At 57.0% G+C, this 23,524-nt stretch carries 20 protein-coding genes and 4 tRNA genes; 20 read left to right on the top strand and 4 right to left on the bottom strand.

The window, feature by feature from the left end; translation table 11 throughout:
• Positions 1 to 123 precede the first annotated feature (123 nt).
• On the bottom strand, positions 124 to 552 hold the full coding sequence (gene hemJ / locus CW305_RS12140) for a protoporphyrinogen oxidase HemJ (RefSeq protein ID WP_014821649.1): 429 nt from the start codon (positions 550 to 552) through the stop codon (positions 124 to 126).
• 128 nt (positions 553 to 680) lie between these two features.
• On the opposite strand from hemJ, the gene argC reads away from it, so the two are divergent.
• Positions 681 to 1,715, top strand: a complete 1,035-nt coding sequence (gene argC, locus CW305_RS12135; RefSeq protein WP_104098004.1) for an N-acetyl-gamma-glutamyl-phosphate reductase — start codon at positions 681 to 683, stop codon at positions 1,713 to 1,715.
• Positions 1,716 to 1,826: 111 nt separating this feature from the next.
• Complete coding sequence (erpA, locus tag CW305_RS12130; RefSeq protein WP_003285497.1) at positions 1,827 to 2,177, top strand: iron-sulfur cluster insertion protein ErpA; 351 nt, start codon at positions 1,827 to 1,829, stop codon at positions 2,175 to 2,177.
• Between the two features lie 51 nt (positions 2,178 to 2,228).
• Here the strand turns inward: erpA and CW305_RS12125 are convergent, their stop codons facing one another.
• Both CW305_RS12125 and CW305_RS12120 read right to left on the bottom strand, forming a co-directional pair.
• A complete protein-coding gene (locus tag CW305_RS12125) occupies positions 2,229 to 3,320 on the bottom strand; it encodes an anhydro-N-acetylmuramic acid kinase (RefSeq protein WP_101275976.1) in 1,092 nt (363 codons plus the stop codon).
• A gap of 2 nt (positions 3,321 to 3,322) precedes the next feature.
• Positions 3,323 to 4,738 carry a peptidoglycan DD-metalloendopeptidase family protein gene (locus CW305_RS12120; protein ID WP_044314600.1) on the bottom strand — a complete coding sequence of 472 codons (1,416 nt, stop codon included), beginning with the start codon at positions 4,736 to 4,738 and terminating at the stop codon, positions 3,323 to 3,325.
• A gap of 170 nt (positions 4,739 to 4,908) precedes the next feature.
• Here CW305_RS12120 and tyrS point away from each other — a divergent pair, with 170 nt between their 5' ends.
• Positions 4,909 to 6,108 (top strand): tyrosine--tRNA ligase, encoded by a 1,200-nt coding sequence (gene tyrS, locus CW305_RS12115; RefSeq protein WP_044314599.1) that lies wholly within the window; start codon positions 4,909 to 4,911, stop codon positions 6,106 to 6,108.
• 28 nt (positions 6,109 to 6,136) lie between these two features.
• Here the strand turns inward: tyrS and CW305_RS12110 are convergent, their stop codons facing one another.
• On the bottom strand, positions 6,137 to 6,577 hold the full coding sequence (locus tag CW305_RS12110) for a hypothetical protein (RefSeq protein WP_104098003.1): 441 nt from the start codon (positions 6,575 to 6,577) through the stop codon (positions 6,137 to 6,139).
• A 295-nt stretch (positions 6,578 to 6,872) separates the two neighbouring features.
• Between CW305_RS12110 and birA the strand changes: the two genes are divergently transcribed.
• The 17 genes from birA (at position 6,873) to rpsL (ending at position 23,469) form a co-directional block, all read left to right on the top strand.
• A complete protein-coding gene (gene birA / locus CW305_RS12105; RefSeq protein WP_104098002.1) occupies positions 6,873 to 7,820 on the top strand; it encodes a bifunctional biotin--[acetyl-CoA-carboxylase] ligase/biotin operon repressor BirA in 948 nt (315 codons plus the stop codon).
• On the top strand, positions 7,817 to 8,554 hold the full coding sequence (locus tag CW305_RS12100; protein ID WP_041015744.1) for a type III pantothenate kinase: 738 nt from the start codon (positions 7,817 to 7,819) through the stop codon (positions 8,552 to 8,554). Before birA ends, CW305_RS12100 begins: the two co-directional genes overlap by 4 nt.
• Before the next feature lie 24 nt (positions 8,555 to 8,578).
• Positions 8,579 to 9,250: an SPOR domain-containing protein gene (locus CW305_RS12095; protein WP_104098001.1), complete on the top strand. Its 672-nt coding sequence runs from the start codon at positions 8,579 to 8,581 to the stop codon at positions 9,248 to 9,250.
• 141 nt (positions 9,251 to 9,391) lie between these two features.
• Positions 9,392 to 9,476: transfer RNA gene (locus CW305_RS12090), tRNA-Tyr, on the top strand.
• A gap of 25 nt (positions 9,477 to 9,501) precedes the next feature.
• Positions 9,502 to 9,575, top strand: a tRNA-Gly gene (locus CW305_RS12085).
• Between the two features lie 26 nt (positions 9,576 to 9,601).
• Positions 9,602 to 9,677: transfer RNA gene (locus CW305_RS12080), tRNA-Thr, on the top strand.
• Between the two features lie 84 nt (positions 9,678 to 9,761).
• Positions 9,762 to 10,955, top strand: a complete 1,194-nt coding sequence (gene tuf / locus CW305_RS12075) for an elongation factor Tu (protein ID WP_014821633.1) — start codon at positions 9,762 to 9,764, stop codon at positions 10,953 to 10,955.
• A gap of 51 nt (positions 10,956 to 11,006) precedes the next feature.
• Positions 11,007 to 11,082 (top strand) — tRNA-Trp (locus CW305_RS12070).
• Between the two features lie 42 nt (positions 11,083 to 11,124).
• Entirely contained in the window at positions 11,125 to 11,493 is a 369-nt protein-coding gene (secE, locus tag CW305_RS12065; protein ID WP_041015125.1) for a preprotein translocase subunit SecE, read from the top strand.
• Positions 11,494 to 11,502: 9 nt separating this feature from the next.
• Positions 11,503 to 12,036 (top strand): transcription termination/antitermination protein NusG, encoded by a 534-nt coding sequence (nusG, locus tag CW305_RS12060; RefSeq protein WP_014821638.1) that lies wholly within the window; start codon positions 11,503 to 11,505, stop codon positions 12,034 to 12,036.
• A gap of 110 nt (positions 12,037 to 12,146) precedes the next feature.
• Positions 12,147 to 12,578, top strand: a complete 432-nt coding sequence (gene rplK / locus CW305_RS12055; protein WP_003280820.1) for a 50S ribosomal protein L11 — start codon at positions 12,147 to 12,149, stop codon at positions 12,576 to 12,578.
• On the top strand, positions 12,578 to 13,273 hold the full coding sequence (gene rplA / locus CW305_RS12050) for a 50S ribosomal protein L1 (protein WP_023445635.1): 696 nt from the start codon (positions 12,578 to 12,580) through the stop codon (positions 13,271 to 13,273). Before rplK ends, rplA begins: the two co-directional genes overlap by 1 nt.
• A 191-nt stretch (positions 13,274 to 13,464) precedes the next feature.
• On the top strand, positions 13,465 to 13,965 hold the full coding sequence (rplJ, locus tag CW305_RS12045) for a 50S ribosomal protein L10 (RefSeq protein ID WP_003280824.1): 501 nt from the start codon (positions 13,465 to 13,467) through the stop codon (positions 13,963 to 13,965).
• Positions 13,966 to 14,039: 74 nt separating this feature from the next.
• Positions 14,040 to 14,408, top strand: a complete 369-nt coding sequence (rplL, locus tag CW305_RS12040; RefSeq protein ID WP_003293014.1) for a 50S ribosomal protein L7/L12 — start codon at positions 14,040 to 14,042, stop codon at positions 14,406 to 14,408.
• Positions 14,409 to 14,621: 213 nt separating this feature from the next.
• Positions 14,622 to 18,692, top strand: a complete 4,071-nt coding sequence (gene rpoB, locus CW305_RS12035) for a DNA-directed RNA polymerase subunit beta (RefSeq protein WP_014821636.1) — start codon at positions 14,622 to 14,624, stop codon at positions 18,690 to 18,692.
• Between the two features lie 65 nt (positions 18,693 to 18,757).
• Positions 18,758 to 22,957: a DNA-directed RNA polymerase subunit beta' gene (rpoC, locus tag CW305_RS12030; protein ID WP_104098000.1), complete on the top strand. Its 4,200-nt coding sequence runs from the start codon at positions 18,758 to 18,760 to the stop codon at positions 22,955 to 22,957.
• 140 nt (positions 22,958 to 23,097) lie between these two features.
• A complete protein-coding gene (gene rpsL, locus CW305_RS12025) occupies positions 23,098 to 23,469 on the top strand; it encodes a 30S ribosomal protein S12 (RefSeq protein ID WP_003280832.1) in 372 nt (123 codons plus the stop codon).
• Positions 23,470 to 23,524: the final 55 nt, after the last annotated feature.

Raw genomic sequence — 23,524 nt, 5'->3', positions numbered from 1 at the left:
CGTGTCACAGGGATGGTTGCGGCAGATTAGAGGTGAGGAACAGCGGATACAACAACGTATGCTCCGGTTTCCGAGTCAGGTAACACAATGCTCGCGAACTCAACTGATCAGCTGTCGGCCAGCTCAGAAGGGCCTGACGACGACAAGGATCACGATGGCCAGCAGAAACAGGACCGGGACCTCATTGAACCAGCGATAGAACACGTGCCCGCGAATGTTCTCGTCACGAGCAAACCGCTTCAGTTGTGCGCCGCATACGTGGTGATAGCCGACCAATACAAGGACCAGCGCCAACTTGGCGTGAAGCCAGCCGCCTGTACCGAACAAACCGGGATTCAGAATGACCATCCATATGCCAAACACCAGCGTGGCGATCATGGAAGGAAGCATGATGCCGCGGTAAAGCTTACGCTCCATGATCTTGAAGCGCTCTCGACTGGGTTCATCCTCACTCATCGCGTGATAAACGAACAAGCGAGGAAGATAGAAAAGTCCGGCGAACCAGCAGACGACGGCGATGATGTGCAGTGCTTTGAGCCAAAGGTAGAGCATCTATGGAATCCTGCGGGGGCGAATGCGTCGATAGTAGTGGCTGCGTTCGCCCCCGTCATCCCGGCGGTTGGCCCGCGATCAAAGCAGCTTTATCATCGCGCTTTTACGTTTCCAGTTGAGGGCAGGTCATGATCAAGGTCGGTATCGTTGGCGGCACAGGCTATACGGGCGTCGAATTGCTGCGCCTGCTTGCTCAGCATCCGCAGGCCGAAGTGGCTGTCATCACCTCCCGCTCTGAGGATGGGGTGAAGGTCACCGACATGTACCCCAATCTGCGAGGCCACTACGACGACCTCGCTTTCAGTGTTCCGGACGCAGCAACATTGGGTGGATGCGACGTGGTGTTCTTCGCGACCCCTCATGGCGTCGCCCACGCACTTGCTGGCGAGTTGCTGGCAGCCGGAACCCGAGTCATTGATTTGTCCGCTGATTTCCGCCTGCAGGATGCCGAAGAGTGGGCGAAATGGTACGGGCAGGCTCACGGTGCGCCTGAACTGCTCGCTGAGGCCGTGTACGGACTGCCTGAAGTCAATCGCGAGCAGATCAGAAAGGCACGCCTGATTGCCGTTCCTGGCTGTTACCCGACCGCTACCCAGCTGGGCTTTCTACCGCTGCTTGAAAATGGTCTTGCAGATGCCTCGTGCTTGATTGCGGATTGCAAGTCGGGCGTCAGCGGTGCCGGGCGCGCAGCGAAGATCGGTTCCCTGTTCACCGAGGCTGGCGAAAGCATGATGGCGTATGCGGTCAAAGGGCACCGGCATCTGCCGGAGATCAGCCAAGGTCTGCGCCGAGCAGCGCAAGGTGACGTCGGGCTGACTTTTGTCCCGCACCTGACTCCGATGATCCGTGGTATCCACGCGACGCTGTACGCCACCGTTGCCGATACTTCCGTGGATCTGCAGCGCCTTTATGAGCGCCGTTATGCCAACGAGCCGTTCGTCGATGTGATGCCGGCCGGCAGTCATCCGGAGACACGTAGCGTGCGTGGCGCTAACGTTTGCCGCATTGCCGTACATCGTCCGCAGGACGGTGACCTGGTGGTCGTGCTGTCCGTGATCGACAACCTGGTGAAAGGCGCATCCGGCCAGGCGATCCAGAATATGAATATCCTGTTCGATCTGAATGAAAAACTGGGGCTTGGAAATGTGGCGCTCCTGCCATAAACCGGTTTTCACATCGGGGCGCTGAAGCTGGTCGAATAGTTGACCGGTTTTGTCAGGAAAGCCGATAATGCACCGTCAATGCAGTAGGGCGTTTCACGCCAGGAGAAACCAATGAGTGTCGAATCCTTCACGCCCACCGCCATCCAGTTCAGTCAGGGGGCGGCAAGCAAGGTGAAGAGCTTGGTCGATGAGGAAGGCAATCCGCGCTTGAAGCTGCGGGTCTTCGTCACTGGAGGCGGCTGCTCGGGTTTCCAGTACGGCTTTACTTTCGATGAAGATGTGGCCGACGACGATACGATCATCGAGCGAGAGGGCGTAAGTCTCGTGGTCGACCCCATGAGCTACCAGTACCTGGCTGGTGCAGAAGTGGACTACCAGGAAGGGCTGGAAGGCTCTCGTTTCGTGATCAAGAATCCAAACGCTACGACTACCTGTGGTTGCGGTCAGTCGTTTTCTATCTGATGTCTGTGGCCCCGAAGCGCCGTGCGCTGCACGGCGTTTCCGTTTCTGGCATCAACCGGGATAGATTGCGCCAAGGATTCGAGAGCCCCGTGCGCCAGTGACCGCGGGACGATTTGCCGGGATGCCTTCCAGGCAGCAGTGGGCCAACCATGCAAATGCCATCGCCTCCACCCAGTCTGCCGGCACCCCCTCGCTGTCTGTGCTTTTGACCTCACAGGTCGGGGCCAGCACCTGTAACCTTCGCATCAGCGCAGCGTTATGCGCCCCACCACCGCAGACAAGCAATTCCTCAACGTTCAGCTGAGTGGCGATGAGTGACTCGGCTATGCTCCTCGCAGTAAGTTCGAGCAGCGTCGCCTGGACATCTGCAGGCTGCAGATCTTTCCGTTCAGCGAGAAGTCTATCCAGCCAGGCCAGGTTGAAAAGCTCGCGTCCGGTGCTTTTGGGGCCCTGAGTTTTGAAAAACTCTTCGTTGAGCATCAAGGTGAGTAGGTCCTCATCCACGATGCCGGTCGTCGCCCAATCGCCGTTGCGGTCGTATGCCAAGCACTTGTTGCGTTGAATCCAGGCGTCCATCAGGACGTTGCCGGGCCCACAATCGAAGCCATGGGTAGGGTTGCCCGGATACAGAATGCTGAGATTGCTGAATCCCCCGATGTTCAGAATCGCGCGGACTCGCTGGGAATTGCCAAAGATGGATTCGTGGAAAGCGGGCACGAGCGGTGCGCCATGTCCGCCGGCAGCAACGTCGCGTCGGCGAAAATCCCCAACCACGGTTATGCCGGTCAATTCCGCTAATAGAGCGGGGTTGCCGATCTGAATCGTGAACCCGAGATGGGGTTCATGCCTGATAGTTTGACCGTGGCTGCCAATAGCGCGTATCGACTGCGGGGCAAGCTGCTGTTCGATGAGCAGCTGATCAACCGTTTCTGCTGCGAGCGTAGCCCACTGGTTCTCAGCAATAGCTGCGCGCTTCAGCTCGTCCCGTCCAGACGAGCACAAGGCGAGTAGATCTTGCTTTAGCTTGGCAGGCATTTCCTGGAAGCGGGTGGCTATCAGCCGAGTGCGGGTGGTCTGCTCGATGAGCGCGATGTCCAGGCCATCAAGACTGGTGCCGGACATCACCCCCAGATAAAGAGCCACGATTACTGCTGGTTGAGGGCCAATACGGTGGCCTTCTCTTCGTCCATCCGTGCCATCAGAGGCTGGCTCAGTTGCATGAAGCGCTGCTTTTCGTTGCGAGCGATCGGATCTGCCATCGGTAGTTTCAGGCCTAGCGGATCGACATGAACGCCGTCGACCTGGAACTCATAATGCAGATGCGGGCCGGTGGAAAGGCCGGTTGTGCCGATGTAGCCAATGATCTGACCTTGCTTTACGGCGGATCCATTACGCACACCTTTGGCAAAACCTTGCATGTGCGCATACAGCGTGCGGTAGCGCTGGCCGTGCTGGATGATCACCGTGTTGCCATAGCCGCCCTTGCGCCCGGCAAGCAGTACTTTGCCGTCACCGGCGCTTTTGATAGGCGTCCCGTGCGGGGCTGCATAATCAACCCCTTTGTGCGCTCGGATCTTGTTCAGTATCGGATGCTTGCGACCATTGGAAAAGCGAGAGCTGATGCGTGCAAAATCCACCGGCGTTCGGATGAATGCTTTGCGCATGCTGGTACCGTCAGCATTGTAATAGCTGGTGGCTCCATCCTTATTGGTGTAGCGAACGGCGGAATAGGTTTTGCCCCGATTGGTAAAGCGTGCCGCGAGGATATTGCCGGTACCGACGCGTTGCCCCTCTACGGTCTTCTCTTCATAAATAACTTCGAAGCTGTCGCCTTTGCGAATGTCGAGTGCAAAGTCGATGTCGTAGCCAAATACGTTGGCCAGATCCATAGTCAGGTTATGGCTGAGGCCCGCGCGCTTCGCGGCTAGAAACAGACTGCTATCAATCTCACCGCGAGCGTATACGGAGCTGATTTCGGGCTTGATCTGTTCTTTTTTGAATGAATAACCGTCAGGCGTCTTCTCTAGCGCCAGCGTTTCCAGACTATTGAGTTTGCTGCGTAGGCCGGCTAGCCCGCCTTGCTCGGTCAGTTGAAACTCAAGGGACTGGCCGATCTTCAAGCGAGAAAACTGTTTGGCATCCTTGCTGCTCGACAGGACGGCATGCATGACGGATGGGGAAAGGCCCACTTTGGAAAATACTGTCGATAGCGTATCCCCATTGGCCACGACCACGGTCTTCGTCAGAGAGTCTGACTCCGGAGCGGGGGCCTGGGTGAGCTCCTCTTCTTCCGGTAGCTCAGCATTCTTGGCCTCGGATGATGTGCCCAGCGTGGCAGTTACAGCGAAGGGAGACTCGACCAGGCCTGGTTGGCTGTCGCCGGGCTCGACGACAATTTGTCCCGAGGAGGACTCGAGCTTCAAGTCAATGAAGGTCTTCTTCGCCTCGACTTCACGTGATGGGAATACAAGCAGCGCCAGGCTCAGCAGCGCAGCTACACCACTGGCAGCCAGAAGATGGCTCTTGGGGTAGTTCGGAGCTTTTGATTTGGAAGGCATCATTGGGCTTCTGGCATATTTTTGCACGGGAAATAACTGTCTAAAATATAAGCAAAGCGCATCGGAGGCAACCCTTGTGGCTGCTGAGCTGCTGGTCGGTACAAGCGCGCGGCTTGTAATCGGCCGTCGATCTTGTAAGGTTGTCGCCCTTTAATAATGGTACGGGGCTTGCCATGAAGTCGGTTGAAGAGCAACTGTCGGTGATCAAACGGGGCGCTGATGAGGTGCTCGTCGAATCGGAGCTGGTCGCTAAGCTTGAGCGAGGCGAACCGTTGCGCGTCAAAGCGGGATTCGACCCTACCGCTCCCGATCTTCATCTCGGGCATACCGTGCTCATTAATAAGATGCGCCAGCTTCAGGACTTGGGGCATCAGGTGATCTTCCTTATAGGGGATTTCACCGGAATGATTGGTGATCCAAGTGGCAAAAGCGCCACACGGCCCCCTTTGACCAGGGAGCAGGTCCTCGAGAACGCCGAAACTTACAAGTCTCAGGTTTTTAAGATACTCGATCCCGCAAAGACCGAGGTGGCGTTTAATTCAGCCTGGATGGACAAGCTGACTCCAGCCGACTTTATCCGTCTAGCTTCTCAATATACTGTCGCTCGCATGCTTGAGCGTGATGACTTCAGTAAGCGCTACTCCACGAACCAGCCGATAGCCATCCATGAGTTCCTCTATCCGCTCGTCCAGGGGTATGACTCGGTTGCGTTGAGGGCTGACATAGAACTCGGAGGAACTGACCAGAAATTCAACTTGCTTATGGGGCGTGAGCTTCAGCGGTCGTACGGTCAGGCCTCGCAGTGCGTAGTGACCATGCCGTTGCTTGAGGGGCTGGATGGCGTGAAGAAGATGTCCAAGTCTCTTGGTAATTACGTAGGGATTCAAGAAGCGCCAGGCGTCATGTATAGCAAGTTGGTCTCGATCCCTGATTCGCTCATGTGGCGGTACTTCGAGCTGCTTAGCTTCCGGTCGCAGGGTGAGCTCGATGAGTTTCGTGCTGATGTCGAGCGGGGATCCAATCCCCGGGATATCAAGATCAAGCTGGCCGAGGAGATCGTTGCGCGTTTCCATGGGGACGAAGCGGCTGCGGCTGCGCATCGTTCTGCGGGTAATCGGATGAAGGAGGGTGAGCTTCCCGAAGACCTTCCGGAAATCGAACTGATCTCTGATCAGGACATGCCCATTGCGTCGGTCCTTAATAAGGCGGCGCTGGTCAAGAATGCAGCTGTCGCGCGTGACTTGCTGGGTTCTAGCGGTGTCCGTGTTGATGGGCAGGTAGTGGATCGTGGTTTCGTATTCAGGCTTGGCGCGACCCATGTTTGCCAGGCTGGAAAGAAGTCGTTTGCACGTATTTCCCTCAAGGCAGAATAAAACTGAAATAAACGGTTGACGTTGATTTTCAGGCTCCTATAATGCGCACCACTTCCGGCGCAGTCCTTAAGCAAAATCTCTTGTAAATCAAAAGGTTAGCGAAATAAAAGGGTTGCACGGATGGCGGATTCGAGTAGAATGCGCCGGGCTGGCAGGGTGGTGGTTGGATCCTGTTGGTGGCTTCGGTCGGGTTGATCGGAAGCGGTTGAAAGAGGTGGTTGACAGCGGTTTTGAACGCTGTATGATTCGCCTCCCGCTGACGAGAGACGCAAGTTGATCTGAAGCGGAAGCGGTTGAGAAGAAAGAAAAACTTCTTCAAAAACAGCTTGACAGGTAACAAGGCTGCTGTAGAATGCGCGGCCTCGGTTGAGACGAAAGACTTGATCGAAACGCTCTTTAACAACTGAATCAAGCAATTCGTGTGGGTGCTTGTGAATGTAAGACTGATGGTCAGATAGATTATCAGCATCACAAAGCAACACTCGTTTATTCGAGAGTTACTCTTTACTTGTAAAGAGATTTGCGATTGCTGAGCCAAGTTTAGGGTTTTCTCAAAACCCAAGCAGTATTGAACTCAGTAGTGAAACGACGCATCGCCGATGGTAGTGTGGGGTCTCCCCATGTGAGAGTAGGTCATCGTCAAGCTCCTTTCCCAAACCCCCGACCCGCGTAAGCTGGTCGGGGGTTTGCTTTTGGGCGATTTAAAGACTGTGATAGGCACCTGCCGTTGGTGTCGCTATCATTCGGCCTCTTTTGGGGGTGGCATGTATAGGCTGTTAACGTTGCTTCAGGATGGGCGCTTTCATTCGGGGCGTGAACTGGGGGAGGCGCTCGGCATAAGTCGCAGTGCGGTCTGGAAGCACCTGCAACGTATTCAGGCTGACGCAGCGCTTAACCTCTATAAAGTCCCCGGGCGTGGGTACCGCTTGGCGGAACCTCTTTCGCTGCTCAATCATGAGGCGCTCGCGCCGCAACTGGAGCAGATTGGGTGGTCGCTGCATCTTTACGACTCGATTGACTCTACTAATGCTCAGGCATTGCGGCTCCTGCAGATCGTGCCACCTCCTTTTTTGGTTCTTGCAGAGGCTCAGTCTGCTGGTAGAGGGCGGCGCGGTCGTAGTTGGGTGAGCCCTTTCGGGCAGAACCTTTATTGCAGCTTGGCTATAAAGGTGCAGGGCGGTGCTAGTCAGCTTTCTGGTATGAGTCTGGTGGTCGGGCTGGCGGTAATGCAGGTGCTACATCAAGTCGGCATCTCGCAAGCGGGCGTCAAGTGGCCTAACGACGTATACGTTGATGGCCGCAAGATCGCAGGGATTCTGCTTGAGCTGACTGGCGACCCGGCGGATGTATGTCACGTAATTATCGGCATCGGCATCAATGTCAATATGATTGAGGCGGCGGGAATAGGTCAGCTTTGGACATCCGTTAAAGAGCATGCAGGTATGGTTGATCGAAACGAGTTGCTGCTGACATTGGCCGCCACCCTTAGACAAAATTTGGAGCGGCATGCCCAGGTCGGGTTTGCTGCGATGAAGGGTGAGTGGGAATCTAACCATGTCTGGCAAGGCCTGAAATGCACGCTGAGTACCGGGTCTCAAGATTGCTCGGGCACGGTCTTGGGCGTCGATGATCAAGGCGGGCTCAGGATGATGATTGATGGGGGGGTGCGCTCCTTCAGTGGTGGTGAGCTAAGTTTGAGGCTTGATCAATGATTCTCGAGCTCGACTGTGGCAATAGCTTGATCAAATGGCGGGTGTTGCAAGTAAGCGGTGATGTTGCGGCTCAGGGCGCTTCTGTATCGGCCGTGGACCTTCTTAGTGCGCTCTCTGGCCTGACTGGCGTAAAGATTGAGCGTGCGCGGCTAGTCAGCGTTCGTAGCGATCTCGAGACTGAAGAGCTGTGTTCGTGCATCTCCAGTGCATTGTTCATTGACGTACAGCGCGCTCTACCAGCGCCTCGGCTTGGTGGCGTAGTGAACGGGTACCTCGAGTACGACCGTTTAGGGATGGACCGTTGGTTGGCCATGGTTGGCGCGTTCCAGTTGGAGCGCCGGGCAATGGTGGTAATCGACCTGGGGACGGCGGTCACGGTTGACTTCGTTGATGCAGAGGGCGGCCATCTGGGGGGCTACATTTGCCCAGGAATTTCTCTTCTTAGGCAGCAGTTGACTACCCATACCCGACGCATCAGCTATACGGCAGAAGAAATCCCAATGATGCAAGGTGAGCCTGCGCCTGGGCGAAGCACCGTCCAGGCGGTCGAGCGGGGTTGCTTTCTGATGCTGCGTAGTTTTGTTGCTTCGCAAGTCCTGGCGGCCAGCGACTATCTGGGGGCTGACTTTGTAATCTACTCCACCGGTGGCGACGCAACGCTGATCGACGATATGGTCGGGGTTAGGCGGGTTCCGGATCTGGTCTTCCGCGGGCTGGCGATTGCTTGTCCCTAGCGTCACATAGAAGGTCGAGCCTGCATGCGTTGGTTATTTTTCCTGTTGGTGCTGTTGAACGTATTCTTCTGGGTGCAGCATCAGTATCAGTCACCCGTGCGCATCAAGGAGGTGGTGCCTCTTGATGCTTATGACCGGCCGAAGCCCAACATCACTCTGCTTAGTGAATCCTCTCCTTCGAGCCATAAAGGCGGCGGGCAGTCGGCGTCGTCCGACGGTGGCTGCCTATTTCTGGGTGGCTTCGATGAGGAGTCGCCTGTGCTTTCCTTGGAGCAGCGGCTTTTGAGCTTGGATATCCAGTCGGAAATACGACGGATAGATACCGAGGTTGGCGTGGATTATTGGGTGTATCTGCCGCCGCTCGCTTCCAGGCAGGCTTCCCTGCGGCAATTGCGCGAGTTGCAAAGCCGTAATATTGACAGCTACATCATTACCGTTGGTGACTTGGCTAATGGCATTTCACTGGGCATCTTCTCCCGAAAGGATTCGGCAGAGGGCGTAGTGGCGCGCTTAAGCGAGGTTGATTATTCGGCGCTGGTGCGTGAGTTGCCGAGAATGCACTCCAAATACTGGGTGCAGGTGAGCGCCGCTAGTCGTGATCAATTGGGTGATGGGGTCATGGAAAGCTTGAAAGCAGACATGCCTGCCCTGCAATTTCGCCATATGCCCTGCACTGGCATTGCATCTTCTCAATAGTTTAAATAGAATGGCGCCCGCTTCGCCGTGGGGAATCCAAGATTCCTTGGCAAGGCGGCTGTCAGTAAAGCTAACCTCAAGATTTTTATGAGGAAAAGCTTGACAGTAGGGTGGCAAGTGATGAAAATGCCGCCTCACTTTGGAGGGGTTCCCGAGCGGCCAAAGGGATCAGACTGTAAATCTGACGTCATAGACTTCGAAGGTTCGAATCCTTCCCCCTCCACCAGATTCAAGCGTAGGCTTCGGCGTTCGCGGGTATAGTTTAGTGGTAGAACCTCAGCCTTCCAAGCTGATGATGCGGGTTCGATTCCCGCTACCCGCTCCAGCTTCGGTGGTTGCGCAATGCGATTCGCTCATGTAGCTCAGTTGGTAGAGCACACCCTTGGTAAGGGTGAGGTCAGCGGTTCGAATCCGCTCATGAGCTCCAAACTCCAAAGGCAGATATGTATATATCTGCCTTTGTTTTAATGGTGGCGTGACTAGCTCAATTCAACGATGGGAGACGGTCTCGATGGCTAAAGAAAAGTTCGAACGTAACAAACCGCACGTCAACGTCGGCACCATTGGTCACGTCGACCATGGCAAGACCACTCTGACTGCCGCTCTGACTCGCGTGTGCTCCGAAGTTTTCGGCTCCGCTCGTGTCGACTTCGACAAGATCGATAGCGCGCCGGAAGAGAAGGCTCGCGGTATCACCATCAACACCGCTCACGTAGAGTACGACTCCAATGTCCGTCACTACGCGCATGTTGACTGCCCGGGTCACGCTGACTATGTGAAGAACATGATCACCGGTGCTGCCCAGATGGATGGTGCGATCCTGGTTTGCTCCGCTGCTGACGGCCCCATGCCGCAGACTCGCGAGCACATCCTGCTGTCCCGTCAGGTGGGTGTTCCGTACATCGTCGTGTTCCTGAACAAGGCCGACATGGTCGACGACGCCGAGTTGCTCGAGCTGGTCGAAATGGAAGTTCGTGATCTGCTGTCGACCTATGATTTCCCGGGTGACGACACGCCGATCATCATCGGTTCCGCGCTGATGGCGCTGAATGGCGAAGATGACAACGAACTGGGCACTACTGCGGTCAAGAAGCTGGTCGAGACTCTGGATACCTACATCCCTGAGCCGGTTCGCGCCATCGACAAGCCGTTCCTGATGCCGATCGAGGACGTGTTCTCCATTTCCGGTCGCGGTACCGTTGTGACTGGTCGTGTTGAGCGCGGCATCGTCAAGGTTCAGGAAGAAATCGAGATCGTTGGTCTGCGTGATACCACCAAGACCACCTGTACCGGTGTCGAAATGTTCCGCAAGCTGCTCGACGAAGGTCGTGCCGGTGAGAACTGCGGCGTTCTGCTGCGTGGTACCAAGCGTGATGACGTCGAGCGTGGCCAGGTTCTGGCCAAGCCGGGCACCATCAAGCCGCACACCAAGTTCGAAGCCGAAGTGTACGTTCTGTCCAAGGAAGAGGGTGGTCGTCACACCCCGTTCTTCAAGGGCTATCGTCCGCAGTTCTACTTCCGTACCACCGACGTGACCGGTTCGTGCGAGCTGCCGGAAGGCGTTGAGATGGTAATGCCGGGCGACAACGTGAAAATGGTTGTCACCCTGATCAAGCCGATCGCCATGGAAGACGGCCTGCGCTTCGCGATTCGCGAAGGTGGTCGTACCGTTGGTGCTGGCGTGGTTGCCAAGATCGTCGAATAACGATTGATCTGTTTGAAGCGGGTCGGCATAATAGTCGGCCTGACTCTTTCTAGGCCAGTAGCTCAATTGGCAGAGCGGCGGTCTCCAAAACCGCAGGTTGGGGGTTCGATTCCCTCCTGGCCTGCCATTTTCAATATCGAATTTGGCAGTCTTTACAAGGTTCTAGCAGATGAATATCAAAGCTGAAGCCAATGACGCGCGCTTCGATCTGGTGAAGTGGCTTGTTGTGGCTGCTTTGGTGGTGGTTGCTGTGGTTGGTAACCAATACTACTCCGCTGAGCCGATTCTCTATCGTGTCCTTGCAGTGCTGGCGATAGGCGTAATTGCTGCGTTTGTTGCTTTGCAGACGTCCAAAGGGCGTTCGTTCGCTGTGTTGCTGAAAGAAGCGCGTGGCGAGATTCGCAAGGTCGTCTGGCCGACCCGTCAAGAAACCACGCAGACAACGTTGATCGTTGTTGTTGTTGTTTTGGTGATGGCGCTGCTGTTGTGGGGGCTTGATTCCCTGCTCGGTTGGTTGGTCTCCATGGTTGTTGGTTAAGGGTGTCTCGTGGCTAAGCGTTGGTATGTTGTGCATGCTTACTCGGGTTACGAGAAGCACGTCATGCGCTCTCTTGTTGAGCGTGTCAAGCTTGCCGGCATGGAAGATGAGTTCGGCGAGATTCTCGTTCCCACTGAAGAGGTGGTCGAGATGCGTAACGGGCAGAAGCGCAAGAGTGAGCGAAAATTCTTCCCTGGTTACGTTCTGGTTCAGATGGAAATGAGTGAGGGTACTTGGCATCTCGTCAAGGATACTCCTCGAGTAATGGGTTTCATTGGTGGTACGGCTGACAAGCCGGCACCCATTACCGATAAAGAGGCCGAGGCTATCCTTCGTCGTGTTGCTGACGGAAGTGACAAGCCGAAGCCGAAGACGCTCTTCGAGCCGGGTGAGGTGGTGCGGGTGGCGGATGGCCCCTTCGCTGACTTCAATGGTGTGGTTGAAGAGGTTAATTATGAGAAGAGTCGGATCCAGGTTGCGGTTCTGATCTTCGGTCGCTCTACGCCAGTAGAGCTGGAGTTCAGTCAGGTCGAGAAGGTTTAACTGAACGAAGCATCCCTCACCCCGCAGTTTCAGGCTGCGGGGTTTTGTCGTCACTGGGATAAATCAGTAATGGGGAGCCGAAAGGCGCTATAACCCGTAATGGAGTAACTATGGCTAAGAAAATTCAAGCTTACATCAAGCTTCAGGTAAAGGCCGGTCAGGCTAACCCGTCGCCGCCCGTTGGTCCTGCCTTGGGTCAGCACGGCGTAAACATCATGGAGTTCTGCAAGGCATTCAATGCCAGGACCCAGGGCCAGGAGCCCGGTCTGCCAACTCCAGTGATCATCACTGTATACAGCGATCGTAGCTTCACCTTTGAAACCAAGAGTACTCCGGCTGCGGTGCTGCTGAAGAAAGCTGCTGGTATCACCAGCGGTTCCGCTCGCCCCAACACCCAGAAGGTCGGCACCGTCACTCGTGCGCAGTTGGAAGAGATCGCCAAAACCAAGCAGGCTGATCTGACTGCTGCCGAAATGGAGGCTGCTGTTCGGACCATCGCTGGTTCCGCTCGCAGCATGGGCCTGAACGTGGAGGGTGTGTAATGGCTAAGTTGACCAAGCGCCAGAAGGCTATCGCCGAGAAAGTCGAAGCCGGCAAGCAGTACGCTTTCGAAGATGCCGCAAAGCTGTTGGCTGAGGTTTCGGCTGTTAAGTTCGCCGAGTCGTTCGATATCGCGATCAATCTGGGTGTTGATCCGCGTAAATCCGACCAGGTCGTTCGTGGCGCAACCGTTCTGCCGAATGGTACTGGCAAGAGCGTTCGTGTTGCCGTGTTCACTCAGGGTCCCGGTGCTGAGGCCGCACTGGCCGCTGGCGCAGATCGCGTTGGTATGGACGAGCTGGCTGCCGAAATGAAAGGTGGCGATCTGAACTATGACGTAGTCATCGCCTCGCCGGACGCCATGCGTGTTGTTGGTCAGTTGGGCCAGATTCTTGGTCCGCGTGGTCTGATGCCAAACCCGAAGGTAGGCACCGTAACTCCAGATGTCGCTACCGCCGTCAAAAATGCCAAGGCTGGTCAGGTACGTTTCCGTACCGACAAGAACGGCATCATCCATACCTCGGTGGGTAAGGTTGGTTTCGAGGCTGGCCAGCTGAAGCAGAACGTCGAAGCGCTGCTTTCGGATCTTAAGCGTCTGAAGCCGTCGACTTCCAAAGGTATTTACGTCAAGCGCGTGACCCTGAGCACCACCATGGGTCCGGGACTGGTCATCGATCAGGCTTCCCTGGAAGCGTAAGGCGACGGCGCCCCTTCGAGGGCGCCTGCAAAGATTGGGGTCCCTGCCTGGCGGGGGCTATCCAAGACCGTAGGCGGCGAAAGCCTTAAACCGCAAGCCTACGCAGAGGTGCTCCCGATTCGTACCGAATCAGACACCAAATCCAGTCCGGTTTCGACCGGATGAAACGGTAACATCCAGGAGTGTAACCCGTGGCAATCAAACTCGAAGACAAGAAGGCCATCGTCGCTGAAGTCAACGAGGCTGCCAAAGCCGCCCTGTCCGCTGTCGTGGCTGATGCCCGTGGCGTGACCGTGGGGGCCATGACCGGACTCCGTAAAGAGGCCCGCGAAGCTGGTGTTTACGTGCGTGTTGTACGTAACACCCTGCTGCGCCGCGCTGTTGATGGCACGCAGTTCGAAGTGCTCAACGACGTGTTCAAAGGCCCGACCCTGATTGCGTTCTCCAACGAACATCCGGGCGCTGCTGCTCGTATCTTCAAGGAGTTCTCCAAGGGTCAGGACAAGTTCGAGATCAAGGCCGCTGCGTTCGAGGGGCAGTTCCTCGCAGCCAACCAGATCGACGTACTGGCAACTCTGCCGACCTACGACGAAGCCATTTCTCAGCTGATGAGCGTTATCCAAGGCGCCACCAGCAAGCTGGCTCGTACACTGGCGGCCGTTCGCGACCAGAAAGAAGCTGCTGCCGCGTAATAGCGTAGATTCTTTCGCAATCACTTTTTGAATTAGATGGCCGTAGGCCGTCACCTAATACAGGAACTAGAGTCATGGCTCTGACCAACGAAGATATCATCAACGCCGTTTCCGAAATGTCCGTGATGCAGGTTGTTGAACTGATCAAGGCAATGGAAGAAAAGTTCGGCGTGACCGCTGCTGCTGCCACCGTTGCTGCTGCTGGCCCGGCTGCTGCTGCTGTCGAAGAGCAAACCGAGTTCACCATCGTTCTGGCTGAAGCTGGCGAAAAGAAGGTCAACGTGATCAAGGCTGTTCGCGAGCTGACCGGTCTGGGCCTGAAAGAAGCCAAGGCTGTCGTTGACGGCGCCCCGGGCGTGGTCAAGGAAGGCGTTTCGAAAGAAGAAGCCGAAGCAGCCAAGAAGACTCTGGAAGAAGCAGGCGCCAAAGTCGAGCTCAAGTAAGCGACGACTTTGCGTCTACAGCCCGAGCGATTCGCGAAAGGCTGATGGCTGGTGGCTTTTGCCACCGGCCTTTTTCCGTTATGGAAAGTCAGCCCTGCTGGCTATTCCTCGGAAAGCCACTTTAGGGTGGTGCGAATCAAGGGATTCGCAAGATTTTCTGGCTGCTCCCGTCGGGAGAAGCCAACAAGCAGGTGACCAAGCTGGGGAACGCTGATGGCTTACTCATACACTGAGAAAAAACGTATCCGCAAGGACTTTAGCAAGTTACCGCACGTGATGGACGTGCCGTATCTTTTGGCCATCCAGCTGGATTCGTACCGCGAATTCCTGCAGGCGGGAGCGACCAAAGATCAGTTCCGCGACATTGGCTTGCATGCAGCCTTCAAATCCGTTTTCCCTATTATCAGCTATTCCGGCAATGCAGCGCTGGAATACGTCGGCTATCGCCTGGGCGAGCCGGCTTTCGATGTCAAGGAATGTGTCCTGCGCGGCGTGACCTTCGCCGTTCCGCTGCGCGTCAAGGTGCGCCTGATCATTTTCGACAAAGAGTCGTCGAACAAGGCCATCAAGGACATCAAGGAGCAGGAAGTCTACATGGGGGAAATCCCCCTGATGACCGAGAACGGTACCTTTATCATCAACGGTACCGAGCGCGTTATTGTCTCCCAGCTGCACCGCTCGCCGGGCGTGTTCTTCGATCACGACCGTGGCAAGACTCACAGCTCCGGTAAGCTTTTGTATTCTGCTCGTATCATTCCTTACCGTGGCTCTTGGCTGGACTTCGAATTCGATCCGAAGGATGCCGTATTCGTCCGTATCGATCGTCGCCGCAAGCTGCCCGCTTCGGTACTTCTGCGTGCTTTGAATTACAGCACCGAAGAAATTCTCGATGCCTTCTACGACACCAACATCTTCCATGTGAAGGGCGAAACCCTTGCGTTGGAGCTGGTGCCGCAGCGTCTGCGTGGCGAGATCGCCACGTTCGACATCAAGGATGAGAACGGCAAGGTCATCGTCGAGCAGGGGCGTCGCATCACGGCTCGTCACATCAATCAGCTCGATAAGTCCGGTATCAAAGAGCTTGAGATGCCGATGGACTACGTCTTGGGGCGCACCGTTGCCAAGGCGATCGTGCATCCGGCCACCGGCGAAATCATCGCGGAGTGCAACACCGAGCTGACGGTTGATGCCATGGCGAAGATCGTCAAGGCTCAGGTCGTTCGTTTCGAGACCCTGTACACCAACGATATCGACTGCGGTCCGTTCATTTCCGATACGCTGAAGATCGACTCGACCACCAACCAGCTTGAAGCGCTGGTCGAGATCTATCGCATGATGCGTCCTGGCGAGCCGCCAACCAAGGATGCAGCCGAGACGTTGTTCAACAATCTGTTCTTCGCCTCGGAGCGCTACGACCTGTCCGCTGTGGGTCGGATGAAGTTCAACCGTCGTATCGGTCGTACCGAGATCGAGGGTTCGGGCGTTCTGAGCCGCGAAGACATCGTCGCCGTCCTCAAGACCCTGGTCGATATTCGTAACGGCAAGGGCATCGTTGACGACATCGATCACCTGGGTAACCGTCGTGTTCGTTGCGTTGGCGAGATGGCCGAGAACCAGTTCCGCGTTGGTCTGGTCCGTGTCGAGCGCGCCGTCAAGGAGCGTCTGTCGATGGCCGAAAGTGAAGGCCTGATGCCGCAGGACCTGATCAATGCCAAGCCGGTTGCGGCGGCGGTCAAGGAGTTCTTCGGTTCCAGCCAGCTTTCGCAGTTCATGGACCAGAACAACCCGCTGTCGGAAATCACCCACAAGCGCCGTGTCTCCGCACTTGGCCCGGGTGGTCTGACCCGTGAGCGCGCCGGCTTCGAAGTGCGTGACGTACACCCGACCCACTACGGTCGCGTATGCCCGATCGAGACTCCTGAAGGTCCGAACATCGGCCTGATCAACTCACTGGCTGCCTATGCTCGCACCAACCAGTACGGCTTCCTGGAAAGCCCGTACCGCGTGGTCAAGGAAGGCGAGGTCACTGATGAGATCGTGTTCCTCTCGGCGATCGAAGAAGCCGACCATGTTATTGCTCAGGCCAGCGCCAAGCTGGAAGGTCGCAAGCTGGTCGACGAACTGGTTGCTGTACGTCACTTGAACGAATTTACCGTCAAGGCTCCGGAAGACGTGACCCTGATGGACGTGTCGCCCAAGCAGGTCGTTTCCGTCGCTGCCTCGCTGATTCCGTTCCTCGAACACGACGACGCCAACCGCGCTCTGATGGGCTCGAACATGCAGCGTCAGGCGGTGCCGACTCTGCGTTCGGACAAGCCGCTGGTCGGTACTGGTATGGAGCGCAACGTGGCGCGCGACTCCGGCGTTTGCGTGGTTGCCCGTCGTGGCGGTGTGATCGATTCAGTCGACGCGAGCCGTGTAGTCGTACGTGTTCATGATGGGGAGGTCGAGACCGGCGAAGCGGGTGTCGACATCTACAACCTGACCAAGTACACCCGTTCCAACCAGAACACCTGCATCAACCAGCGTCCGCTGGTTCGCAAGGGTGACGTGGTGGAGCGTGGCGACATCATGGCTGACGGCCCTTCCACTGATATGGGGGAGCTGGCGCTCGGGCAGAACATGCGCGTCGCGTTCATGCCTTGGAACGGCTACAACTTCGAAGACTCCATCCTCCTCTCGGAGCGTGTGGTTCAGGAAGATCGTTTCACCACTATCCATATCCAGGAACTGACCTGTGTGTCGCGTGACACCAAGCTCGGTCCAGAGGAAATCACCGCGGACATCCCGAACGTGGGCGAAGCGGCGCTGAACAAGCTGGACGAGGCGGGTATTGTCTACGTTGGTGCCGAAGTCGGCCCGGGCGATATCCTGGTCGGCAAGGTGACTCCGAAAGGCGAAACCCAGCTGACTCCGGAAGAGAAGCTCCTGCGCGCGATCTTCGGTGAGAAGGCGTCCGATGTGAAGGACACCTCCCTGCGTGTGCCGACTGGCACCAAAGGTACCGTTATCGACGTGCAGGTCTTCATCCGCGACGGTGTCGAGCGCGACTCCCGTGCGCTGGCTATCGAGAAGATGCAACTCGACGAGATCCGCAAGGACCTCAACGAGGAGTTCCGTATCGTCGAAGGCGCTACCTTCGAACGCCTGCGCTCGGCTCTGGTTGGCGCGACTGCCGAGGGCGGTGCCGGCCTCAAGAAAGGTGCTGTCATCACTGACGAGATCCTTGACGGGTTGGAGCATGGGCAGTGGTTCAAGCTGCGCATGGCCGAAGATGCGCTGAACGAGCAATTGGAAAAGGCTCAGGCCTACATCTCCGATCGCCGTCAGCTGCTCGACGACAAGTTCGAAGACAAGAAGCGCAAGCTGCAGCAGGGCGACGACCTGGCGCCGGGCGTACTGAAGATCGTCAAGGTCTACCTGGCGATCAAGCGTCGCATCCAGCCGGGCGACAAGATGGCTGGTCGTCACGGTAACAAGGGTGTCGTCTCGGTGATCATGCCGGTCGAAGACATGCCGCATGACGCCAACGGCACACCGGTCGATATCGTGCTCAACCCGCTTGGCGTACCGTCGCGTATGAACGTCGGTCAGATCCTCGAAACCCACCTGGGCCTCGCCGCCAAGGGCCTGGGCGAGAAGATCAATCTGATGCTCGAAGAGCAGCGCAAGGTCGCCGAGCTGCGCAAGTTCCTGCACGAGATCTACAACGAGATCGGCGGCCGTCAGGAAAATCTGGACGACCTGAGCGATCAGGAAGTGCTGGACCTGGCCAACAACCTGCGCAAGGGCGTTCCGATGGCTACTCCGGTATTTGACGGAGCCAAGGAGCGCGAGATCAAGGCCATGCTGAAGCTGGCTGATCTGCCAGAAAGCGGTCAGATGCAGCTGTTCGACGGTCGTACCGGCAACAAATTCGAGCGCACCACCACGGTCGGCTACATGTACATGCTCAAGCTGAACCACCTGGTCGACGACAAGATGCACGCGCGTTCCACCGGTTCCTACAGCCTGGTTACCCAGCAGCCGCTGGGTGGTAAAGCCCAGTTCGGTGGTCAGCGTTTCGGGGAGATGGAGGTTTGGGCGCTGGAAGCCTATGGCGCCGCGTACACCCTGCAGGAAATGCTCACGGTCAAGTCGGACGACGTGAACGGGCGGACCAAGATGTACAAGAACATCGTGGACGGCGATCACCGTATGGAGGCCGGCATGCCGGAGTCCTTCAACGTGTTGATCAAAGAGATCCGCTCGCTCGGTATCGATATCGATCTGGAAACCGAATAACCACGCACCGCCTGCGCGGCGCCCGGCACTGGCCGGGTGTCGCAGGTCCGTGAGGAGGAAAGGCCTTGAAAGACTTGCTGAATCTGTTGAAAAACCAGGGTCAAATCGAAGAGTTCGATGCCATCAAGATTGCCCTGGCCTCGCCCGAGATGATCCGTTCCTGGTCCTTCGGTGAAGTAAAGAAGCCGGAAACCATCAACTACCGTACGTTCAAGCCGGAGCGCGACGGTCTGTTCTGCGCCAAGATCTTTGGTCCGGTAAAGGACTACGAGTGCCTGTGCGGTAAGTACAAGCGCCTCAAGCACCGCGGTGTCATCTGCGAGAAGTGTGGTGTGGAAGTCGCACTGGCCAAGGTACGCCGCGAGCGCATGGCGCACATTGAGCTGGCTTCGCCGGTCGCCCACATCTGGTTCCTGAAGTCGCTGCCGTCCCGTATCGGTCTGCTCCTGGACATGACTCTGCGCGACATCGAGCGCGTGCTCTATTTCGAAAGCTATGTCGTCATCGATCCGGGCATGACTACCCTGGAAAAGGGTCAGCTGCTTAATGACGAGCAGTACTTCGAAGCGCTGGAAGAGTTCGGTGACGACTTCGATGCCCGCATGGGTGCCGAGGCTGTGCGCGAGCTGTTGATCCAGATCGACCTGGAGCACGAAATCGGTCGCCTGCGCGAGGAAATCCCGCAGACCAACTCCGAAACCAAGATCAAGAAGCTCTCCAAGCGGCTGAAGCTGATGGAAGCGTTCCACGGCTCGGGCAACCTGCCGGAGTGGATGATCCTCACCGTGCTGCCCGTACTGCCGCCGGATCTGCGTCCGTTGGTTCCGCTGGATGGCGGTCGTTTCGCGACTTCGGACCTCAACGATCTGTATCGCCGCGTGATCAACCGTAACAACCGGTTGAAGCGTCTGCTCGACCTGTCGGCGCCGGACATCATCGTGCGCAATGAGAAGCGCATGCTGCAGGAAGCCGTCGATGCGTTGCTGGATAACGGCCGGCGCGGTCGAGCCATCACCGGCTCTAACAAGCGCCCGCTGAAGTCCCTGGCTGACATGATCAAGGGTAAGCAGGGTCGCTTCCGTCAGAACCTGCTCGGTAAGCGCGTGGACTACTCCGGTCGTTCCGTGATCACCGTGGGCCCGACTTTGCGTCTGCATCAGTGCGGTCTGCCGAAGAAGATGGCTCTCGAGCTATTCAAGCCGTTCATTTTCGGCAAGCTCGAAATGCGTGGCATGGCCACCACCATCAAGGCGGCCAAGAAGATGGTAGAGCGCGAGCTGCCCGAGGTCTGGGACGTTCTCGCCGAAGTCATTCGCGAACACCCTGTGCTGCTCAACCGCGCACCGACCCTGCACCGTCTGGGTATCCAGGCGTTTGAGCCAGTACTGATCGAAGGCAAGGCGATTCAGCTGCACCCGCTGGTCTGCGCCGCGTACAACGCCGACTTCGACGGTGACCAGATGGCCGTGCACGTGCCGCTGACGCTGGAAGCCCAGCTGGAAGCGCGTGCGCTGATGATGTCGACCAACAACATTCTTTCGCCAGCGAACGGCGAGCCGATCATCGTGCCGTCGCAGGACGTGGTTCTGGGTCTGTACTACATGACCCGTGAAGCCATCAACGCGGAGGGTGAAGGCCGGGTCTTTGCGGATCTGCAGGAAGTCGACCGTGTCTTCCGCGCCGGCGAGGCGTCGCTGCACGCCCGGGTGAAGGTGCGCATCAACGAAACCATCAAGGATCGTGACGGCAGCATCACCAAGAACACCCGTATCGTCGACACCACTGTGGGGCGCGCGCTGCTGTTCCAGATCGTGCCGGCCGGCCTGTCGTTCGACGTGGTCAACCAGCCGATGAAGAAGAAGGCAATCTCCAAGCTGATCAACCTGTGCTACCGCACTGTTGGCCTGAAGGACACTGTGATCTTCGCCGACCAGCTGATGTACACCGGTTTCGCCTACTCGACTATCTCCGGTGTTTCCATCGGCGTGAATGACTTCGTCATTCCGGATGAGAAAGCACGCATCATTGATGCGGCAACCGAGGAAGTTAAGGAGATCGAAAGCCAGTACGCTTCCGGCCTGGTAACCCAGGGCGAGAAGTACAACAAGGTGATCGACCTTTGGTCCAAGGCCAACGATGAAGTTTCCAAGGCGATGATGGCCAACCTCTCCAAGGAGAAGGTCATTGATCGTGATGGTAACGAAGCCGAGCAGGACTCGTTCAACTCGATGTACATGATGGCCGACTCGGGCGCGCGGGGTTCCGCTGCGCAGATTCGCCAGCTCGCCGGTATGCGTGGTCTGATGGCCAAGCCGGACGGCTCGATCATCGAAACGCCGATTACCGCGAATTTCCGTGAAGGTCTGAACGTACTCCAGTACTTCATCTCCACTCACGGTGCTCGTAAGGGTCTGGCGGATACCGCTCTGAAAACCGCGAACTCCGGTTACCTGACTCGTCGTCTGGTCGACGTTGCGCAGGATCTCGTGGTTACGGAGGTCGATTGCGGTACCGAGCAGGGGCTGTTCATGACCCCGCACATCGAGGGTGGTGACGTAGTCGAGCCGCTGGGTGAGCGCGTTCTCGGTCGTGTGATTGCGCGTGACGTACTCAAGCCGGGCACCGACGATGTGCTGGTGCCGGCCGGTACGCTGGTTGACGAGCAGTGGGTCGACTTCATCGAGCTGAACAGCATCGACGAAGTGGTCGTGCGCTCGCCTATTTCCTGCGAAACCCGCTACGGTATCTGCGCCAAGTGCTACGGCCGCGACCTGGCCCGCGGGCATCAGGTGAACATCGGTGAGGCGGTGGGCGTTATCGCTGCTCAGTCCATCGGTGAGCCGGGTACCCAGCTGACCATGCGTACGTTCCACATTGGTGGTGCGGCCAGCCGTACTTCTGCTGTCGACAACGTCATGGTTAAGAACGGCGGCACCATTCGTCTGCATAACCTGAAACACGTAGAACGTGCCGATGGTGCGCTGGTGGCGGTATCCCGCTCCGGTGAGCTGGCGGTGGCCGACGACTTCGGTCGTGAGCGCGAGCGCTACAAGCTGCCGTACGGCGCGGTGATTTCCGTCAAGGAAGGCGACAAGGTCGATGCGGGTGCTGTGGTCGCCAAGTGGGACCCGCACACTCACCCGATCGTCACCGAGATGAAGGGTGTCGTGACCTTCGTCGGCATGGAAGAGAACATCACCATCAAGCGCCAGACCGACGAGTTGACCGGTCTGACCAACATCGAAGTGATGGATCCGAAGGACCGTCCGGCATCGGGCAAAGACATTCGCCCAGCGATCAAGATGGTCGACGCCAATGGTAAGGAACTGCTGCTGCCGGGTACCGACGTGCCTGCTCAGTACTTCCTGCCGGCTAACGCCCTGGTGGGTGTGGCTGACGGTGCCGAGATCAACGTGGGTGACGTCATCGCACGTATCCCGCAGGAAACTTCGAAGACCCGCGATATCACCGGTGGTCTGCCGCGCGTTGCTGACTTGTTCGAAGCACGTCGTCCGAAGGAGCCGTCCATCCTGGCGGAAATCAGCGGTACGATTTCCTTCGGTAAGGAAACCAAGGGCAAGCGCCGCCTGGTGATCACGCCTACAGACGGCAGCGATCCGTACGAGGAACTGATTCCGAAGTGGCGTCACCTGAACGTCTTCGAAGGCGAGCAGGTGAACAAGGGCGAGGTCATCTCTGATGGTCCGAGCAACCCGCATGACATCCTTCGTCTCTTGGGTGTCAGTGCGCTGGCCAAGTACATCGTCAATGAAATTCAGGACGTGTACCGTCTGCAAGGTGTGAAGATCAACGACAAGCACATCGAGACCATCCTGCGGCAAATGCTGCGCAAGGTTGAGATCAGTGAGTCGGGCGATTCCAGCTTCATCAAGGGTGACCAGATGGAGCTGACCCAGGTATTGGAAGAAAACGAGCGTTTGAGCGACGACGACAAGTTCGTCTCCAAGTACGTCCGCGTTCTGCTGGGTATCACCAAGGCGTCGTTGTCGACCGAGTCGTTCATTTCTGCGGCGTCGTTCCAGGAAACAACGCGTGTTCTGACCGAGGCTGCCGTTACTGGCAAGCGCGATTATCTGCGCGGTCTCAAGGAGAACGTAGTCGTGGGTCGCCTGATTCCAGCTGGTACGGGCCTGCAGTATCACAGCGAGCGTAAGCGCAAGCGTGAAGCCGACAAGCCCGTTCGTGTGAGCGCCGATGAGGTCGAAGCAGCTCTGACCGAGGCGTTGAACTCCAGCGGTAACTAAAGTGCTTGGCCTCGGTTACAAGCCGGGGCCTGCCTTGACGGTGGGCGAGAAGCTCTTTAGACTCTCGTACCCCTAATTTGGCGGGGCTCCGTGCCCTGCCATTTTTCGTTTGTGTCGAAAGACAACAGTGGAGCTAGTAGATGGCAACTATCAACCAGCTGGTACGTCAGCCGCGTAAGCGGGTCGTCGAGAAAAGCGACGTCCCTGCGCTGCAAAACTGCCCGCAACGTCGTGGCGTGTGCACTCGTGTGTACACCACCACGCCGAAGAAACCGAACTCCGCACTGCGTAAAGTGTGCCGTGTTCGTCTGACCAATGGCTATGAAGTCGCCTCGTACATCGGCGGTGAAGGTCACAACCTGCAAGAACACAGCGTAGTGCTGATCCGTGGCGGTCGTGTAAAAGACCTTCCGGGTGTGCGTTACCACACCGTGCGCGGCTCGCTGGATACTTCCGGCGTGAAAGACCGTAAGCAGGGTCGTTCCAAGTACGGCGCCAAGCGTCCGAAGTAAGCAGCATTTCTATTTATTTGAGTCGATAAGAGTAAGGTCGGACGTAGCCTGTGCG

Source organism: Stutzerimonas kunmingensis (assembly GCF_002929225.1).
GTDB lineage: Bacteria > Pseudomonadota > Gammaproteobacteria > Pseudomonadales > Pseudomonadaceae > Stutzerimonas.
The sequence above is the reverse complement of the archived record's forward strand: the minus strand, read 5'-3'. Positions and strand labels throughout refer to the sequence as shown.